We start from the raw sequence: 16,581 nt of genomic DNA on the forward strand, positions 1-16,581 counted from the left end.
GTTTGTTTGCTTATCTTGTCTAAAGAGATGCCCTCAAATTTGAGGAGACCCCTTTTGATTTCGTATTTTTAAACGATAACTTTTAAAACGTTTTTTGCTCACTTGCTTGCACTATATTCATTAAAAGGCTCTTGATTTCATAAGATATAACGTTTTGAATTTCATATTTATTGTGATGATAGGGTCTGTATAATGCCTGCCTATCGTTTTCTAAATTTTTAGTAAGCGTTTTAAAATCAATCTTGTCTTTAAATCCTTTGTGCAATCTTTATGAATTAAACCTATAAGCTTATGACAGTTTCAAACGATTATTCCTTTGAAGGTTTCGCTCAAAAAAGAGCAAAACTCATACCATTCTTTAAACGTATACAATTTATGTTATCGATAATTCCAAACGACTAAATTTTAAACAATGTGATTTGTGCTGTGATAAAAACGTATCATAAAATTTATAGACTATTATGAATGATAACTGCTTTTCATTTCATTTGAATACACACATGCGTTATAATATTTGCATCATGATTTGCTTTTTATGGTCTATTCATACGTGCTAATCTTATATAAAAAATGGTCAAATGAATCACGTATAAAAATGTGGATTCTGATGGGGGTGCATATAAAATTATTTAAATAACATATTGACTTTGTTGTATTTTTTTGATATCATGCCGCATTACTCTGTGAAAAAGCAAGCCGACAGCATTACACTACTACACTTACCTTCAATTTGTGACAGCTCTTGACACTTGAGACGATTCATAAGAAGCATATCCTTGCTTTATTTTTTATCCACATCCACAGACGCTCATCCCGCCTGTAACAAGCAAAAAACATGGTTTTGATTGATTCATTATAAAAGAAGTTGAAATGAAAAATTATCATTATAAATCAACATATTGTATAACTTTGATATTCCTTCATAAATGTAAAGATGGTAGCGCATAGTGGGTTTATATAATTTGGGAAGATTTTTATAAACTTACGCGAAGTTTTACATAATCCCCATTCCACGAATGTCAATGTGAAATGGAGTATACCACTGAGAGAGGTCTATCTGAAACAGCATGATGTGCAAAAAAATACATTTGTTTGGAGCATTCTATTTTGCGTGAGGAGTTCATTCCCCTATAAAAAAGCAAACGCGTAAATTGTCTGCACAATAACACATTTCTCTCTATCAAGAAGTTCGTCAATAGAAAGCGTCTTAATAATACATCTTTGCCTATCCTGCTTTATATTTTCTCTCATAAATCTCTCAAACGAACACTTTCTCGCGTAACATAACTTATCGTGCATTTTAGAAGCATTTTTATTCCCTTTATTAAAGAAAATAAAAGAATATATAAAAATTTATTTCAGTAATAGCTATACAACAAAAAAATATTAACCCATTATGTCCTTTTTGCTATTGCGGCTTGGGCTGCTGCTAAACGAGCAATTGGTACTCGAAAAGGAGAACACGAAACATAATCTAGGTTATTTTCTTCGCATAAAGCAATAGAGGCAGGATCGCCTCCATGTTCACCGCAAATTCCCAATTTTATTTTTGCACGCTTTGAGCGTCCACGCTGTGCAGCAATGGTAATAAGTTCCCCTACTCCATCACGGTCAATAGACACGAAAGGATCTTGCTCTAAAAGACCTTTTTGAAAATAGGTTGCCAAAAAAGGAGCAGCATCATCACGGGAAATCCCAAAAGTAGTTTGTGTCAAATCGTTTGTTCCAAATGAAAAAAATTCAGCAGTTTCAGAAATTTCATCTGCTCGAAGCGCCGCCCTTGGAAGCTCAATCATCGTCCCAACCATATATTGAATCGTGCTTCCCTTTTCTTTCATCACTTCCTCAGCAACCTGATCAATACGTGCTTTTACAAAATCGAGTTCAGATTTAAGCGCAACAAGTGGCACCATAATTTCAAGTATAACAGGAGATCCAGATTTTTGGGCAGCTTCTGCTGCTGCTTCAAAAATCGCCCGCGCTTGCATTTCTGCAATTTCAGGATAAGTAATAGCTAAACGGCATCCTCGTAATCCAAGCATAGGATTAAATTCGTGCAACTGCTGGGCGCGTTCAGCAAGCACTTCAGCAGAAACACCCATAGCTGTTGCAACATCAAGAATTTCTGCTTTCGTTTTAGGCAAAAATTCATGTAATGGCGGATCTAGCAAGCGGATAGTAACAGGTAAACCACACATAATTTCAAATAATTCGCTAAAATCTGAACGCTGCATTGGCAAAAGCTTATCTAGTGCTTTACGACGACCATTTTCATCATGACTTAAAATCATTTCACGCATGGCAACGATACGTTCATCAGAAAAAAACATATGCTCCGTACGGCAAAGACCTATACCCTCAGCCCCGAAAGAGCGTCCCATACGGGCATCAGATGGTGTATCAGCATTAGCGCGAACTTTAAGACGCCGCATCCCATCAGCCCATTCCATTAATTTTGCAAAGTCTCCGCAAAGCTGAGGTTGCAACATTGCAACTTTCCCTTTTAAAATTTCTCCACTTCCACCATCAATTGTGATAATATCACCTTTTTTAAAGCTTTCTCCTGAAGCAAACAGCGTATTTGTGTTATAATCAATCCGCACACTGCCAGCACCAGAAATACATGGTTTTCCCATCCCCCGCGCAACAACAGCAGCGTGACTTGTCATACCGCCACGCGTTGTTAAAATTCCCTCTGCAGCATGCATGCCATGAATATCTTCTGGGCTTGTTTCTACACGGACCAAAATAACTTTACGACCTTCCGCCGACACAGTTTCTGCCTCTTCCGAAGTAAAAACAATTTCACCAGTTGCAGCTCCAGGAGAAGCAGGTAAACCACGTCCTATAACAAAACGTTCTGCTTTGGGATCAAGTGTTGGATGCAAAAGTTGGTCCAGCGACTTTGCATCAATACGCATCACAGCCTCTTCACGGTTTATTAACCCCTCCTCAACCATTTCAATTGCCATCTTGAGAGCCGCACGAGCCGTGCGTTTTCCTGAACGAGTCTGAAGCATCCATAATTTACCTTTTTCAATGGTAAATTCGAGATCTTGCATATCCCGATAATGCTGCTCAAGCTTATGCGCAATCTGACATAATTTCGAAAAAGCCTCAGGCATGATTTTTTCTAACGACAGTCTATTTGAACCAGCAACAATACGTGCATTTTCTGTAATATTTTGAGGCGTTCGAATACCCGCCACAACATCTTCCCCTTGCGCATTAACTAAAAATTCACCATAAAGTTCTTTTTTCCCTGTCGATGGATTGCGTGTAAAAGCAACACCGGTTGCCGAATCTTCACCCATGTTGCCAAAAACCATAGCTTGCACATTAACTGCCGTTCCCCAACTTTCCGGAATACTATGTAAACGGCGATAAGTAACTGCACGTGCTGTCATCCAACTTAAAAAAACGGCTCCAATTGCTCCCCATAACTGCTGTTCAGGATTTTGTGGAAAAGGTTTTCCTAATTTTTCTTCAACATAGGCTTTATAAGAAGTAATAATGTTCTTCCAATCATCTGCTGTCATTTCTGTATCAATAGTGTAACCATTGCGTACTTTTTCTTCATCAAGAATCTCTTCAAAATACGAATGATCTAACCCCAAAACAACGTTAGAATACATTTGGATAAAACGCCGATAACTATCATAAGCAAAACGTTCATTATTAGCTTGTAAAGCAATGGCTTTTACAGTCTCATCATTCATGCCAAGGTTAAGAACTGTATCCATCATCCCTGGCATAGAAGCCCTCGCCCCTGAACGAACAGAAAGTAAAAGTGGTCTTTGTTCATTGCCAAATTCACGTCCTGTTTGTTCAGCAACGCGTCTTAGTGCTTTGTTCACAGATTCTTGTAGCTCTTCTGGATATGATTTGTCATGGGCATAATAAAAATTACAAACTTCTGTTGTCAGCGTAAATCCGGGTGGTACGGGCAAACCAAGATTACTCATTTCTGCCAAATTAGCCCCTTTACCTCCGAGAAGGTTACGCTCACTTGCACTTCCTTCTGCCTTTCCATCTCCAAAACTATAAACCCATTTTTTCACTGTACAAATCCTCCCATATCAGCATCAAAACATCATTCAACCTAGGCTCACTTAAAAGCAATGATTTGATTCAAAATTGGCTCAACAAAAAATACCGCTTCATAAATGCATAATATTAATCCTTCCAAAAGAGATAATGACCAAAAGTATCACTATCCATCTTCTGGAAAATTAAGATTCAGTTTTTAAGAAAACTATCAATCACCGAAAAAAATTCTTCTACTTTCATGGCACCTTCATATTTACTACCATTAATAAAGAAAGTAGGTGTTGCTGTGACACCAAGCTCTTTACCGCGTTCAAAAGATGCATTTACTTCATCTAAAATGGACTGATTTTTCAAACATGCAGTAAAACTTTCATCTGTAAAACCAGCCATTAAGCCAATTTTTTTTAATGGTGTTAGAGCATCTTTTCCGAAAGCCCATTCATTTTGTTTTTGAAATAAAACTTCTATCAAAGGAAAATAGCGATCTTCTGGTGCACACCGTGCCAACATAAAACCTGCTGTTGCCCGAGGATCAAAAGCATATTCTCGGAAAATAAGTTTTACTTTTCCTGTTTTGATATATTTTTTACGAATTTGGGGAAGTATATCATCATAAAAATGCGCACAATGGACACATGTCAACGAAGCATACTCAACAATAACGACTGGTGCATCTTCCTCTCCCTCAAAGCGATCCTTTACTTTACCCGATTGGAGAAGCTCTGCCATATCAACAGTTGCCACTGGTTTTAGATCACGCGCTAAAGCAACTGTTACACTGTTTTGTACAATCGTTATGAAGAGAAGAATTATCCCGAAAGATAAAAAAGAACGATATTTTACCATAAATAATACTTTTCTGTTGTTATTAACGAATAGGAATCCAATGCTTTCTCATATATTAAAGAAAAATATATAAAATATCTTTCTATTTATTATTTTTTTCCAAGAAAATGCAACAGCCAAGTTTATAAAGTGCTTGGTGCAAGCTTTTATCTTCAATTCCTTCAAGCATTTTTTCCAAGCATTTTTTGTCTTGTTCACTCAAAGGCGGCTTTAGAGGCAAGTGATTCATAAAAACCGACATACTCCTTTGCTCAATCTTGATGCGATCAATAGCAATATAGCCAAAAAATCCGTTAATTCTATGAAGTAATTCCTCTGTTTCATGCATCAATTTTAATGCTGCAAATCCTTCACATGCGACAACAAGTGTTGCTGGTTGAAAAACTTCATCCTGATCTGCACGACGTTTCCAAATAATTTTAAGCGGCATTGTATATTCACTGATATCATAGCCCGCAATTTGTGGCCAATGTTCTATAAGCGCTACATTAAGCCCTGTCCGTTTGCGTAAAACTGGATCAAGTATTTTGTATACCGTCTCAGAAAGAGAATAAAAAATATGTTTTTTTAATTGTTTTCTCATTTTTAGATCATTGTTCAACCGCTTACTAAATTAAAATTATTTGTTTCATCTCAAAATTATTTCCTCCTCAATCTATGAAGTATCAACAAAATAAAAAGCCTTTTCTCACCAGAGCCTTGACAATAAAAGAGCAAAAAACATGAATTACAAAATAAACAATTTTTTCTTTTGCATTTTATATCTCCCTATGCTTGAAAGCAATCATGTATGAAATTTCTTCGCACCTCCTTGCTTGGTACGATCAAAATCACAGACATCTCCCATGGCGGATTACCCCCGAAAAGCAAAAACAAGGTATCCGTCCTGATCCCTATCAAGTTTGGCTTTCTGAAATCATGCTTCAACAAACAACCGTTGAAACAGTTAAGCCTTATTTTAAAAAGTTTCTGAAACTATGGCCTGATCTTTCCTCTTTAGCAAAATCCTCACAAGATGATATCATGAAAGCATGGGCTGGACTTGGCTATTATTCACGCGCACGTAATCTTAAAAAATGTGCGCAACAGCTTGTTGAAAACTACGCGGGACAATTTCCACAATCTGTAAAAGAATTGCGAACTCTAGCCGGTATTGGAGATTATACTGCCGCAGCCATTGCTGCGATTGCTTTTAACCACCCTGTAGCAGTGGTTGATGGTAATGTCGAACGTGTGGTAGCGCGCCTTTTTGCTATCACTTCAATATTACGAAAAGCAAAAGTTGAAATTAAAGAAAAAACACAAAAAATTACTGCTTTAAATCGTCCTGGAGACTTTGCTCAAGCAATGATGGATTTAGGAGCAACAGTTTGTACTCCACGCAAACCATCTTGTTATACCTGCCCTCTGCAATGTTTATGCAAAGCAGCAAAAACGCAACAACCGGAATCTTTTCCAGTCAAAGCCCCTAAAAAAGAACGCCCTTCAAAAACAGGTATTGCTTTTGTGGTCCTTAATAAAAAGAGACAAATTTATTTGGAAAAACGACAGACGCAAAAACTCCTTGGTGGAATGACCCAAATTCCTAACAATATTGGCATAAACAACGAAAATGGGCTCCAAAACGCACCCTTTACGGCTAATTGGCAATTCAAAGGACAAATTACGCATGTTTTTACTCACTTTTCTCTAAAGCTCGATGTTTACTATACCGAGGATGTTCATGAAATGAACTGTGAAAATGGTTGGTGGTGTAACATTCAACATCTTGCCGAAGAAGCATTACCTACTGTTATGAAAAAAGCTATTTCCGTAGCGCTTCCCAATTCTTTCAGTTTTAAATAATCTTTCCTATTCGTAAAAATATTTTCTAACGGAGACTTTTGTATCTCTAGCGACCATTTCTTAATCTGAAAAATTTTAAAAAATGAAATAACCAATTTTTTCTACAGATAAGAATGAAGGAGGGATAGAAAAACTTAGATTTAAATTTCAGGATCTATCCTTTTTTCGCTCATGAAGGAGCAAATCGGCACCATCATTATATTTACCAATCCCCTACAACAAACCCTTGGCACTTGAAACAGTTCATAAAAAGTACTTTTAGTTCTTTCTTTAACAAGTTTTATTCACACGCCAACTCCGCTGATGACATGTAAGCAAGTAAATTTCATTGATTCAATATGGAACAGGTCTGAAATAAGAAAATTTGACGATATTCGGGGAAAACCTCAATGTGAATAACGCTAAATTATCTTTATAAATCAATTATATCATACACACTTTACAGATGTGCGTATTATCTCAAAAAAGCACTTAATTTTGAACTCCTGAATGAGCCTTTTAATTCTGGTCTTTCATTTTCACAAAATTATATTGAAATTTTACTGTTTTGAAACTCAAATGAGAACATAGAGTGAAAATTTCTCGTTTTAATTTCTTTTACAATAAGCATAAAAATACTCGCTTGCCGCTTACAAGTGGGATTAGTGTGTCAATAAAAAACATCTAAGAAAGGCATAAAACACCTTCACCTCGATCTCAATCAAGATCAGGTACATTAGTGATCAATAGAATGAAGCAATCAGCTTAGTTCATACAACACCCGTTTTTAACATTTGTGAACGTATGATCATTCTTAAATGATCTATGGACTTCAACCGTCCATTTTCCTCATAATACCAAAAAGTCCAACCATTACAACTCTGCGAATCTTGAGCCTTTCTTCCCATTGCGTGAATTGAGCCCGCTTCACCACCATGCATAATCGTACCATCAGCTCTTACAATAGCAGATACTTGCTTCTTGCGATCATAAAGAACTTCTCCGGGATAGAGCAAACCTGCTTCAAGCAAACTGTTGAATGCTACGCGCGGTTCTGCTTTTTTTCTATCCAAAATCGCTAGTTCTGGTTGCGCTAAAGGTTTAACCGCCGCAATTCTCTCACATGCTGCATCAATGTAGTCTTGCTCGCGTTCAATCCCAACAAAATCACGCCCTAAAAGCTTGGCAACAGCACCTGTTGTTCCCGAACCAAAAAACGGATCAAGAATAACATCGCCAGGTTTACTAGAAGCCATAATAATACGCGCTAATAATGCTTGCGGTTTTTGTGTTGGATGTAATTTACGCCCTGAATCATCCTTTAAACGTTCAGCTCCAGTACAGAGAGGGAAAAGCCAATCTGAACGCATTTGTAGATCTTCATTTGCCGCTTTTAAGGCATCATAATTAAATGTGTACTTTTTATCTTTTTGATCTCGCACGGCCCAAATAAGCGTCTCATGGGCATTTTGAAAACGGCGCCCTCGAAAATTAGGCATCGGATTATTTTTGCGCCAAATAATATCATTAAGCATCCAAAAACCTAAATCTTGTAATGCCGTCCCAACTCGAAAAATATTATGGTAAGATCCGATAACCCAAAGTGTTCCGTTGGGCTTTAATACACGACGACAAGCAAGCAACCATGCACGGGTAAAAGCATCATACGCAGCAAAACTCTCAAACTGATCCCATGCATCATCAACCGCGTCAACAAGCGAATGATCTGGACGATATAAAGCTCCATCCAATTGTAAATTATAGGGTGGATCCGCAAAAATCATATCAACAGAATGTTTTGGAAGTTTTTCTAGAACGGAAACACAATCTCCTTTAAAAATTTTATTGCGCCATGGCATCTGTGAGGAAGTACGAAGAAAATCTTTTTGAAGCTGAATAACTGTCATGAAAAACCCAACAAAATTAACTGAATTTGCCCTATAATCAATCAAAATAGTTTATAGGCCCGCATTACCAATCTATATTTACAAAATAGCGTAAACGTATCGTTAAAATTCTATAAAATTGATAATTGTTTTTTAAATAAAAAAAACTTTCATATGAATGAAACCTTATTTTTCTTTTTTTCAATGTCCTGTTCCCATATCTTTTATTTCGTAAAATAATTAAGAATCATTTTCAAAGCGTATTTTTATGAAATAAGGTCCTCTCAATATCGTTTTTATGAAAGTTGTCCATCTCGTAACATGTAAAGGAATATCTTATGCCTCAGATAGATCTTATTATTTTTGATTGTGACGGGGTTCTCGTCGACTCTGAATATCTTGCAGCAAAAATTGGATCTCAATTGCTCAAACAAACAGGATATGAAATATCACCCGAAGAATTGAGTGAGCGTTTTGCAGGGCTTATCTTTCGCGATATTCTTAAACACGTTGAACAGGAAACAGAAAAACCAATTTCTGCTCATCTCATAGATCAGATGACTAATATTTTTCGTACACAAATAAAAACTGAATTACGGGCTATTGATGATGTAAGAGAAGCTGTAGAAATTATTCAAACACGCTATCCCTACTGTATCTGCTCTAATGCAAAAAGCGTAGATATAAAAGAGATGCTCACCACGGTTGATCTCTATGACCTTTTTGAAGGTAAAATATTTTCAGCACCTGAAGTTGGAACAAAAAGAACGAAACCGGCCCCTGATGTTTTCCTTTTTGCCGCACAACAATTACAAGTAGAGCCCAAAAACACTATCGTTATAGAAGATTCAATTCATGGTGTCCACGCAGCCATAGCAGCAGGCATGCGTGTCATCGGCTTTACGGGAGGATCACATAGCTATCTTGGTCACTCTAATGCCCTTGCAGAAGCTGGCGCAGAAACAGTTATCGCAAAACATGCTCATTTAGGAGAAGTCTTAGAAGCAATGGCAGTATGGCGAGATCTATTATAAAAAACCTCTTGAATATATCAGTTTGTAAACTCTTGTAAGAAGCATTTTTATTCAAATGCCCTTCTCTTTTCGCTGCTCCTTTTATAATAACTTCAATAAATGTGTAATTCACGACACAAGTGAATTGCATCTCAATGTGAAGGAAAAAAATATAGCACCTCGTTGAACAATTATAAGTCAGCTAACCATTGCATGTGCTTTAAAAAAGCAAAAAACAGGGGTGCAAACTCATAAAAATAAAACTCTGCTTATCTATCTTCAACTCCGATATCACACTCCCAACCTCAGCAGCCCATCCTGATAAATTATTATATGTGTCAAAAAAGGAATATTACGATACCTTGTTCGATAAGATGTAAAAATTGCTATGCCAAAACTACGCCCTCTCAGCTTATTAAGTACATTACCCAACATAGTAAAATTGTATACTATGATCGTATTGACCATAGGGGAACACGTTGAAATTCTCAGAATCTATGAAACGCAATGAGCTATTGAAAACAAAAAACGTCCTTGTTGAGTTACAAGAGCTTATATTTACTCTATCCAAATCTTGTAAACTTGTTGAAAGCTTATTTTCTTTGCTGACTAAACAGTATTTTAACAGTATCAATTGGTACAACCTCCCTAAGATTACAAAAGATATATTCTTATGACGATGTGGACTTTATAAAAAATATTTCATACCAAGTAATTTACAGACAACGTATTTATTTATACTGATAACTTACTGTTATTCAAATTAAATAAATAAAGAAATAAAACGCCTCTTAATGAATCATCTCAAAATGCAGAAATTATAGCAACATTAGGAGCGAACAAAGTGTATGGCGATGCCATCTTTTTTCTTTATAAACGTCAAAGATTCTGATGCCCTAAGAATTTTATATTATGGGGATTTACCATTGTATCACTCATGTGCATCATTGCAGAATAGGCTTGAGTACCTTGAGAAGGGTTTCTTAAAAAAGCACATAAATATGAAACATATAATCATGTAAAACAACGTAAAGAGATACCAGTAGTTGCTCAAAATTTTCCGAAAGCACTTAATAGACTTTTTAAATAAGCAATGAAATCAGATCTTTTCAAAAGTAATCCCACTTTAAGAAAAACACTCTTTCTAAAAATAAAAGTGGCTTTTCAGTTTAAAAAGAAGAAAATGTTAAAAAATATTATCCAATGCTGATCTTTCGGCACTTATAAATATGTAGGAATTTATATTCTTCTATACACAGCTTTGCATCATAGTAATATGCTGTTCACATTGGCGAAATAAAGATTATATCATTTATCTTTATCCAATTAGAGCCCTATTTTATACGATGATAGAACTATATATTTTTAGCATCTATAATAAATACTATGAATCATGAAATTTTATCGTGTCAATTTATAATAGATACTAAATAATTTTTATATATTTAGTATGTAAAAATTTTGATCAATTTTATTATCTATGAATGTATTAAAAAATAATATTAATATCATTTTATAAAAATTATATGATAACCACATGTTATTTATATATAACACATAACGAAATATTTCATAAAATTTTTAAGAATATTTTTGTAATTATTACTGTTACTTTTTTACAATAATGTTTATTAAAAATTACAGTTATATTTTTATATGTATTTTTATTATTGACTAAAAATACATATTGAAATAATATATTTTATATAGGGTGAGATATATAAACATTATGTATATTTCTTACATATATAACTTAAGAATATTTGAGGTAAAGTTATGGTAAAAATATTTAAAAATTATATCTTAAGCATTTTTATAGCGAGCACTTTTTTTATTTCACAAACTGTAAATGTTAATGCAAACTATTTGAAAAACGATACTCCAAAAGAGGAACTTTCTGTTTCCCCAATGGAACAAGTAAAATATGCGAAATCCAATGTAGTTTCTACGGCTGCTTCCTATGTTCCATCTGTAAATTATAAAACAGAAAATGGAACAACAAGTGAAGGAAAATTTGAAAAGGTCGTTGAACCTATGACTATAGGAATGGGATTATTGCTTACTGGATATGCAATGAGTTTTATAGGATCAATAATAAGTTGGATAAAGGACATAGTATTGATGTTCAAATAATTCAACCTCATCTAGAACTCTAGAATAATAGCTTCATTGTGTTTCTATAATTCATTGTAAATAATTACATAATGAAGCTCATCTTTCTACAAAAGATAAATGTTGTAGATTATATCCAAATATCCAAAGTATAAATTTACACATATATTGAATAGTATAAAATATTTGAGGTAAATTATGATTAAATTGTTTAAAAATCATATGTTAAGTATTTTCATTATGTCTGCCTTTTCTCTTTCTCAGGTTGTAAATGTGCATGCAAACTCTTTGCAAAATAATACTCATCGTGAGAATATTTCTGTTTCTACAATAGAGCAGAAAAGAAAGGATGCAATCCATACCGTTTCTCTCTATAGACCCAGTCTAAATCGTGGAATGGATAATGAAACTACTATTGAAGGAAAATTTGAAAAGGTCGTTGAACCTCTTACAATCGGGAATTTTGGTATGGGGATGGCACTTGGATATGCATCAAGTACGATAGGCATGTTTTTAGGATGGATCATAAGTAAAATAATATCGTATTTTACATCTCGTTAAAATTGAAATTTCATCAGAATAAAACCTTCTCATATGAAATGTAAACTATGGATATATTCTGTGTTGACCCATTATTGATGACAAAAAACTAATGAATTATCACACTAAGAATGAAAAAAGCTTTAAATGCTTCTGTTTCTCTCGATGTGTACTAATTCTGCCGATGCATCTATTCAATTCAGATTAAAATAAAATAAAAGATTGGTGATAAATTATGATTAAAGTATTGAAAACTTACGTATTAAATATTTTAATAGCAGTTTCTTTTTTGCTTTCACAAGTTATAAATGTTCATGCCAATCATTTGAAAAATGATATTCAATGGGAAACTGTCTCTCTAATAGAACAGGGAAAGAAAAAAGCTATCGATATAGCTTCTCTTTATGTCCCAAGTTTCACTCATGGAGCAAAAAGTGAAACTGCCATTGAAGGAAAATTTGAGAAAGTATTTGAACCAATTACGCTAGGAGTTTTTTCTACAGTAGGAGCTTTGGGTTTTGGATTCTTGACTGGATTTTTTATGTCCATATTTAGCGGGACAATCGGATGGGCAATAGGAAAACTTAAAGGCAAATAATTCAAAGATACTTAGTTATTTTTTTCTATTTAAAATAAGAATACTTTACAGCCTGCTTCAGATCATGTAGCAGGCTGTCGTATGTTTTCTATGGATAAACTTTCGGTTACCATCCTGTATAGCGCAAATATAATATCTATTATTATACAAAATGATAAATTAAGCTAAAAAAGAGTATTCAAAGTATAGATTTGCGCATGAAATGCCATAAATTCACCTTATAAATCTTCTATCTTGAAATGTATCGTTTTAATATTCATTTTAGTAGATTTAATTATTACAAAGTATAAGAGTATAAAATAACTATGAATGGTTGAGTTTTACAAAAAAATCTTCAATAAATACCATTCTATCTATTTGGTTTTATTATTTAAGTAAGGTGTACAAGTGAAGATACGTTGTAAAATTTAAGTGAATGAATAATAGAGAGAAAATTTTCGACTGTAACAGATTTTCTGTGGACATTTGACGTTTATATCTCAAAAATAAAAATGCTTAAGACTATTTCCTTTCATTATTGAGTTTAAAAAACTATCCATTTAATAATTTAAATATTATGAAAAACGTGAAATAAATAACTTCACCAATTTGCCAGAAATAAAAAAGGATAAGACTTATGGAATATATCAGCACGAGAGGTGAAGCTCCTGCTTTAAGCTTTACGGAAACAATCATGACGGGATTGGCAAGTGATGGGGGACTTTATTTGCCAGATAAATTTCCTCAGCTATCATTTGATGCGTTACGAGCACTTCGTGGTCAGTCCTATACAACAATTGCTAAAACTATTCTGTGGCCCTTTGTGAATAACGAAATCGAATATACAGCTTTTGAAAAGATGATCGCTGAATCTTATGCAACCTTTCACCATCCAGCAATCTGTCCGTTACGACAAACTGGAACAGATGAATTTATCCTTGAACTCTTTCATGGTCCTACTTTAGCTTTTAAAGATGTAGCAATGCAGTTTCTTTCTCGACTGATGGATTATGTTTTGACTGAAAAAAATAGATGTGCAACGATTATTGCTGCAACATCAGGTGATACAGGAGGAGCTGCAATACAAGCTTTTGCTGGAAAAGAACACTCAGATATTTTTATTTTATTTCCTAAAGGACGTGTATCACCTGTTCAACAACGGCAAATGACAACCAATCAATGTTCAAATGTTCATGCCATTGCCATTGAAGGAAATTTTGATGATTGCCAAGCTCTTGTCAAAGCAATGTTTAATGACCACAGTTTTCGTAAAAAAAGAGCGCTTTCAGGTGTTAATTCTATAAATTGGGCGCGTATTATGGCGCAAATTGTTTACTATTTTTCATCTGCACTTTCCTTAGGAGCTCCTGATAGAGCTGTTTCATTTACTGTTCCTACTGGAAATTTTGGTGATATTTTTGCAGGTTACGTTGCAGCCCGTATGGGATTACCCATTGCTCAACTGGTCATCGCAACGAATGATAACGACATCCTTGTACGTACATTGATCAGTGGTACTTACGAAACACAACCAATAGTCCACACAACATCACCTTCTATGGATATTCAGGTCTCTTCTAATTTTGAACGTTTGCTCTTTGAAAGTGGCAATCGTGATCCAAAGTGGATTCGCAATGCAATGGAAAACTTGAAACAATCAGGACATTTTACTCTTAATGAAAAGCAACTCAAAAATATTCGTTCCCTATTTTCCGCTGGGAAAAGCACCATGGCTGCAACAGCTCAAACAATTGATAGTGTCTATAAAGAAAGTGGTTATCTTGTTGATCCACATACAGCCGTCGCTCTTCAAGTAGCGCGTGAAAACAAAAAACCGCATATTCCAATGATTGTCCTTGCCACGGCTCATCCAGCTAAATTTCCTGATACTATTAAAAGTGCTTGTGGCCTTCATGCCCCATGTCCTTCTCATCTCAATGATGTAATGAAACGCGAAGAACACTTTATAAGTCTTGCTAATGATGAAAAAATAGTAAAAGATTATATCTCTTTAAAATCGCGTGCATCTTATTAAAGTTAGCTGCATTAATTTAATCAAGAATATTCTAATACCCTTACAATGAGGTATTTAGCTTATTTAATGGAGTTGTAAATACATGGATGTAGATATATGTCGCCTTAGTAATGGTTTGACTATCGCCACACATACAATGCAACACATTGATAGTGTTGCCCTCGGGATATGGGTTAAAGTAGGCTCACGCAATGAAACCTCTACACAGCATGGTATCGCTCATCTTCTTGAACATATGGCTTTTAAAGGAACCGAAAACCGCACTGCTTTTCAAATTGCAACCGATATTGAAGATGTTGGCGGTGAAATCAATGCCACAACCAGTATTGAAACAACAGCTTACTTTGCACGTGTACTTAAAAGCGATATTCCACTTTCTATAGACATTTTAGCCGATATTTTAATGCATTCAAAATTTGACGACGATGAACTAGAACGAGAAAAACAAGTAATCTTTCAGGAAATTGGTGCCGCCCATGACACTCCTGATGATATTGTTTTTGATCACTTTACAGAAACAGCCTTTCGTCATCAATCCCTTGGGCGCTCTATTTTAGGAACAGCTAAAACTATTCAATCATTTACATCTACTGATCTCCATGATTTCATCAATAAACAATATAGTGCAGATCGTATGATTGTCGTTGCTGCAGGAGCTGTAGAGCACGAAAGTTTCTTGCGAGAAGTTGAAAGTCGTCTTGGTACTTTTCGCTCCCATTCAACCGCACCTCTTACTAATCTTGCAAATTATGTCGGTGGCGACTTTCGTGAATATCGCGATTTAATGGATACACAAGTTGTTTTAGGGTTTGAAGGGCGTGCTTATCACGCGCGTGATTTTTATGCGGCCCAAATTCTTTCAATCATTCTTGGTGGTGGTATGTCTTCACGTCTTTTTCAAGAGGTAAGAGAGAAACGTGGATTATGCTATTCTATCTATGCTTTTCATTGGGGATTTTCAGATACTGGGCTTTTTGGTGTTCACGCAGCTACCGGACAAGAAGGGCTCAAAGAACTTATTCCTGTGATTCTTGATGAACTTTCCAAGGTCAGCAAAAATATTCACGCCAATGAACTGCAACGAGCACAAACGCAATATCGTGCGAATCTGACAATGTCACAGGAAAATCCCTCTAGTCAAGCACACCTCATTGCTCGCCAAATACTCCTTTATGGTCGACCAATTCCAATATCGGAAACAATTGAACGCCTCAGTCTCATCACTCCTCAAAGATTAACTGATTTAGCACATCGTCTTTTTACAAACTCCACGCCAACACTAACTGCTGTTGGGCCTGTAGGACCCCTCATAAATTTTGATGATTTAACGTCAACACTTTCATACAAGCTAAAGTAAAAACTTCTTTTCAAAGCAGCATCACATAACATACACATATTTTATCATAAAATTTACCACAAAAGCTCTCCTCATTAAATAAGTTTTGGAAATATTGGGCAAAGAAGCGTACAAAACTACCCAATTCATACTTCATGTGATAAAGATTCTAATAAGTGAAGGTATATTTGTGAAATCTGGAATTTCATGGTTTAACTTTGCCCTTTTAAAATATAAAATTTCATTCGCTTCAAGTTCCATTGAAGCAAATGGTATGTAGTTTATTTGTATATAAAACCACATAACTTAAGAAAAAGTGATAACAATTTATTATGTAGATAAATTATAAAAGGTGGGCGTTT

At 35.0% G+C, this 16,581-nt stretch carries 11 protein-coding genes; 7 read left to right on the forward strand and 4 right to left on the reverse strand.

All coding sequences use genetic code 11. The features are described from left to right. Nucleotides 1–1,394 precede the first annotated feature (1,394 nt). The 3 genes from ppdK to PVV60_RS02725 all read right to left on the reverse strand — a co-directional run bounded on the left by ppdK (nucleotide 1,395) and on the right by PVV60_RS02725 (nucleotide 5,479). Nucleotides 1,395–4,061 (reverse strand): pyruvate, phosphate dikinase, encoded by a 2,667-nt coding sequence (gene ppdK, locus PVV60_RS02715; RefSeq protein ID WP_273722961.1) that lies wholly within the window; start codon nucleotides 4,059–4,061, stop codon nucleotides 1,395–1,397. 178 nt (nucleotides 4,062–4,239) lie between these two features. Continuing rightward, the gene (locus PVV60_RS02720) at nucleotides 4,240–4,896 is read right to left on the reverse strand and encodes a DsbA family protein (protein ID WP_273722962.1); all 657 of its coding nucleotides are present in this window, start codon (nucleotides 4,894–4,896) and stop codon (nucleotides 4,240–4,242) included. A gap of 82 nt (nucleotides 4,897–4,978) precedes the next feature. Further along, the gene (locus PVV60_RS02725; RefSeq protein WP_273722963.1) at nucleotides 4,979–5,479 is read right to left on the reverse strand and encodes a DUF721 domain-containing protein; all 501 of its coding nucleotides are present in this window, start codon (nucleotides 5,477–5,479) and stop codon (nucleotides 4,979–4,981) included. Between the two features lie 203 nt (nucleotides 5,480–5,682). On the opposite strand from PVV60_RS02725, the gene mutY reads away from it, so the two are divergent. Further along, on the forward strand, nucleotides 5,683–6,741 hold the full coding sequence (mutY, locus tag PVV60_RS02730; protein ID WP_273722964.1) for an A/G-specific adenine glycosylase: 1,059 nt from the start codon (nucleotides 5,683–5,685) through the stop codon (nucleotides 6,739–6,741). A gap of 749 nt (nucleotides 6,742–7,490) precedes the next feature. Here mutY and PVV60_RS02735 read toward each other — a convergent pair. Further along, nucleotides 7,491–8,579, reverse strand: a complete 1,089-nt coding sequence (locus tag PVV60_RS02735) for a site-specific DNA-methyltransferase (protein WP_375641986.1) — start codon at nucleotides 8,577–8,579, stop codon at nucleotides 7,491–7,493. A gap of 365 nt (nucleotides 8,580–8,944) precedes the next feature. On the opposite strand from PVV60_RS02735, the gene PVV60_RS02740 reads away from it, so the two are divergent. The 6 genes from PVV60_RS02740 to PVV60_RS02765 all read left to right on the forward strand — a co-directional run bounded on the left by PVV60_RS02740 (nucleotide 8,945) and on the right by PVV60_RS02765 (nucleotide 16,240). Further along, the gene (locus tag PVV60_RS02740) at nucleotides 8,945–9,640 is read left to right on the forward strand and encodes an HAD family phosphatase (protein ID WP_273722967.1); all 696 of its coding nucleotides are present in this window, start codon (nucleotides 8,945–8,947) and stop codon (nucleotides 9,638–9,640) included. Nucleotides 9,641–11,395: 1,755 nt separating this feature from the next. Beyond that, nucleotides 11,396–11,752, forward strand: coding sequence for a hypothetical protein (locus tag PVV60_RS02745; protein WP_273722969.1), 357 nt, complete (start codon nucleotides 11,396–11,398; stop codon nucleotides 11,750–11,752). A gap of 177 nt (nucleotides 11,753–11,929) precedes the next feature. Beyond that, nucleotides 11,930–12,292, forward strand: a complete 363-nt coding sequence (locus tag PVV60_RS02750) for a hypothetical protein (RefSeq protein WP_273722970.1) — start codon at nucleotides 11,930–11,932, stop codon at nucleotides 12,290–12,292. Nucleotides 12,293–12,506: 214 nt separating this feature from the next. Then, nucleotides 12,507–12,869: a hypothetical protein gene (locus PVV60_RS02755; protein ID WP_273722971.1), complete on the forward strand. Its 363-nt coding sequence runs from the start codon at nucleotides 12,507–12,509 to the stop codon at nucleotides 12,867–12,869. A gap of 616 nt (nucleotides 12,870–13,485) precedes the next feature. Further along, complete coding sequence (gene thrC, locus PVV60_RS02760) at nucleotides 13,486–14,883, forward strand: threonine synthase (RefSeq protein ID WP_273722972.1); 1,398 nt, start codon at nucleotides 13,486–13,488, stop codon at nucleotides 14,881–14,883. 82 nt (nucleotides 14,884–14,965) lie between these two features. Further along, on the forward strand, nucleotides 14,966–16,240 hold the full coding sequence (locus PVV60_RS02765) for a pitrilysin family protein (RefSeq protein WP_273722973.1): 1,275 nt from the start codon (nucleotides 14,966–14,968) through the stop codon (nucleotides 16,238–16,240). Nucleotides 16,241–16,581 lie beyond the last annotated feature (341 nt).

Source organism: Bartonella sp. AU18XJBT, from assembly GCF_028618595.1.
Classification (GTDB): Bacteria; Pseudomonadota; Alphaproteobacteria; order Rhizobiales; family Rhizobiaceae; genus Bartonella.